General features: G+C 65.3%; 5 protein-coding genes. 4 read left to right on the forward strand and 1 reads right to left on the reverse strand.

Going from position 1 to position 2948, the window contains the following annotated elements:
• On the forward strand, positions 1–335 hold a 335-nt coding region (locus tag ACXJKR_RS28765; RefSeq protein ID WP_457325747.1), incomplete at its 5' end, for an AAA family ATPase.
• A 108-nt stretch (positions 336–443) separates the two neighbouring features.
• Positions 444–962, forward strand: a complete 519-nt coding sequence (locus ACXJKR_RS28770) for a hypothetical protein (RefSeq protein ID WP_457325748.1) — start codon at positions 444–446, stop codon at positions 960–962.
• Positions 963–981: 19 nt separating this feature from the next.
• Here the strand turns inward: ACXJKR_RS28770 and ACXJKR_RS28775 are convergent, their stop codons facing one another.
• Positions 982–1221 carry a DUF1272 domain-containing protein gene (locus ACXJKR_RS28775; RefSeq protein WP_457325749.1) on the reverse strand — a complete coding sequence of 80 codons (240 nt, stop codon included), beginning with the start codon at positions 1219–1221 and terminating at the stop codon, positions 982–984.
• Between the two features lie 221 nt (positions 1222–1442).
• Here ACXJKR_RS28775 and ACXJKR_RS28780 point away from each other — a divergent pair, with 221 nt between their 5' ends.
• Together ACXJKR_RS28780 and ACXJKR_RS28785 are read left to right on the forward strand one after the other, a co-directional pair.
• Positions 1443–1949, forward strand: coding sequence for a RidA family protein (locus ACXJKR_RS28780; RefSeq protein WP_457325750.1), 507 nt, complete (start codon positions 1443–1445; stop codon positions 1947–1949).
• Between the two features lie 70 nt (positions 1950–2019).
• A complete protein-coding gene (locus ACXJKR_RS28785) occupies positions 2020–2874 on the forward strand; it encodes a PhzF family phenazine biosynthesis protein (RefSeq protein ID WP_457325751.1) in 855 nt (284 codons plus the stop codon).
• Positions 2875–2948 lie beyond the last annotated feature (74 nt).

The raw sequence follows: 2948 nt of genomic DNA on the forward strand, positions 1-2948 counted from the left end.
CCGTCGACCTGCTGAACGCCGGCCAGTCCGTCGTGCTGGACTTCCAGGCCAACACCAGGGCTGGTCGGGCCTGGTTCAGCGCCCTGCTCGCGCAGACCCAGGCCGAGCATGTGCTGCACTTCCTCGAGACGCCAGATCCAGTCTGCCTGCAGCGCATCGCCAAGCGCAACATCGAGCGTCCGGAAGGTTCGCATGCCTTGACGGAGACCGAGTTCGTCCACATCTCCTCGTACTTCGAGGCGCCGCAAGCAACGGAAGGATTCAATGTTCGTGTTGAGCGGGACGAGCACGATCCGGGCGAGCTTCCACCCACCCATCCCGGCATGGGGAGCTGAGCGGTGAGGGGCCGTTCGAGCTTGTGGTCCACGGTTTGCCTGGGCCTGTGGCTGTCGCAGGGCAGCGCCTGGGGTCAACAGGTCTGGAAGTGCGATGAGGCCGGACAGGTGCGCTACGCCGATCGACCCTGTTCAGGGGCCAGCGAACCTTTGTCGGCGCGAAGTCTGCAGCCGAATGTGGCCGACGGATTGCGGCCCGGCGCAGCTCGCGCGGCGGTGGCGCCTGCCATCGAGCCGGCCTCGGCCCCCGTGGGTCGAGCTGCCAATGTCTGTCCCGGCGACAGCGAGATCCGCGCCATGGAAACCCGCGGCAACTCGACAACCTTCGGTGACGAGGAGCGTCAGTTCATGCAGGATGAAGTGCGCCGAGCCCGACAGTGCCGCACGGGCCGTGGACGCTACACCGAGGCCGACTGGGCGATCAGTCGTGAGGCGCAGGCCGCCCAGACCCGCCTCAGTGCCCGCGAGCGCCGCGAGGCCAGGTCGCGCGCCGAGGCGATGCATGCGGCGGCCGATGCCGACGAGGAGGACCGCATCGCCCGTCAACAGATGGCCGAGGACCGCCTGCGGCTCSCCCGTCAGAACCTACGCCGGAACCAGCGAGCCGCTGAGGCACCATCCAAATAGCGCCGAAGAGCTCTGCGGCTCAATCGCAACCCGACGGCTTGCTGACGCGCTCTGCGGAGGCTGGGTGGCGTTCCAGGGCGGCACCGACGCGTGTTGGCCGGGGCGCAAAGTTCCCACCGCAATTGGGGCATCGAGATCCCAGCCGCTGGGTCGCGCAGTCCGTGCAGAAGGTGCACTCGAAGCTGCAGATCATGGCGTCTCTGCTCTCAGCAGGGAGGTCCCGGTCACAGCACTCGCAATTGGGTCTGAGGTTGAGCATGGCGATGTCGGAGTGAAGGATTGCGATGCAGCGTCCACGACGCTCGGAAACCCGAGCATTTAGACGACAACCGCATTCGATCACGCGAGCCGCCGCAGTCGATGTCAAACACCGTCGGACTCGTTTCAGTTGCAATCCGCACCCCCTGGGCGCGCGCAGTGATCGATTCCATGATGGGCAACACAGGACCTCCAACCGACGTTGCGACGAGATGACACCTCATGGACAGAGACATCGAATTCGCCCGCGCTGCGGTGTCACTGAGGTTTCCCAACGGCGGCGAACTCAAGATCGGCGGCAACTATGTTCCCGTCGTCCGCCACGGCGAGGCGATCTACGTGAGCGGCCAGATTCCCCGGGTCGGCGACACGATCGCGGTGACCGGCCGCGCGGGGTCAGACGTCACGGTGGCGCAGGCGCAGTGGGCGGCGAAGATCTGCATCCTCAGGGCGCTCTCGCTGCTGAAGGCCTCGCTGGGATCTCTGAGCCAGGTCCAGTCCGTGATGCGGATGACCGTGATCATCCAATGCGCCCAGGACTTCACGCAGCACAGCGAGGTCGCCGACGGTGCCTCCGAGCTGCTGTACGCCGTGATGGGGCCGGTTGGCGTCCATACACGGACCTCCCTCGGTACTTACGGACTGCTCAAGAACGCCACCGTCGAGGTTGATCTCATTGCGGCGTCGATCGTTCCGGTTGGCGCCCGCGATAGCCAGGCGCAGCCCTGAAACCGGCCAAACGACGCGTAATCGCACACGCTGACGCATCTCCCGAATCACTCAACGTCGCTGGTCCCCCATGAAGACAACGCGCTATTTCCATGTCGATGTTTTCGCCACCGCGCCCCTGACCGGGAACAGCCTGACCGTGTTCCTGGAAACTGAGCGATGGAGCGCCGACCGCATGCTCGAACTCCCACGGGAGATGAAGCACTTCGAGTCCATCTTCCTGTCCGAGGTCACGCCAGTCGGCGCCCGCGCCCGCGTGTTCACCGTGGAGGAGGAGTTGCCCTTCGCCGGACATCCCGTGCTCGGCGCTGCCGCCGTGCTGCATCGCGTCCATGCACCAACACAGAACTCGGCATCTTGGACCTTGAGGCTGCCATCTGGCGATGTCCCTGTCCGCACGGAACAGCGTGATGGCCACTTCCTCGCGGAGATGAACCAGGGGCGGGCCGAAATCCGGGATGAACCGGATCCGGAGTTGCTGCGACCGATTCTTGCGGCGCTCGGCTTGTCATCACGAGATCTGACTCCAGCGCTTGGTGCGCGTGTGATCTCCACAGGGCTCGCGTACCTGGTGCTCCCAGTCACGCGCGAAGCCCTAGCTCGCGCGTCGGTTTTGGGCGCCGAGCTCGAGGCTCTGCTAGCTGCCGTGGGCGCCAAGTTCGTCCTCGTGCTCGATGTCGACCGCCCTGAGATCCGAACATGGGACAACCTGGGCCGCGTGGAGGACGTGGCGACAGGCAGTGCCGCAGGTCCTGCCGCCGCCTTCCTATTCCACCGGCGCCTAGTCGACCCCCTGCTGCCGCTGGAGATCGCACAGGGGCGCTTCGCCAATCGACCCAGCAGACTCCACGTACGCCTGGACGGCACCGGAGCACTCCACGTCAGCGGCGAAGTCTGGCCGGTTGCACAAGGCTGGCTCGAATAGTGGGTCGGCCGGAGCCGTGTGATTTTCACGCCAAGCTGGCTTAGGTCCATGAGCACACCAAAGAAAATCTGAAC

This window comes from Roseateles sp. P5_E11 (assembly GCF_054049355.1).

Coding starts and splice junctions, on each gene's coding strand:
- ACXJKR_RS28780 (WP_457325750.1), top strand. CDS start 1,443: ATGGACAGAGACATCGAATTCGCCCGCGCTGCGGTGTCACTGAGGTTT.
- ACXJKR_RS28775 (WP_457325749.1), bottom strand. CDS start 1,221: ATGCTCAACCTCAGACCCAATTGCGAGTGCTGTGACCGGGACCTCCCT.
- ACXJKR_RS28785 (WP_457325751.1), top strand. CDS start 2,020: ATGAAGACAACGCGCTATTTCCATGTCGATGTTTTCGCCACCGCGCCC.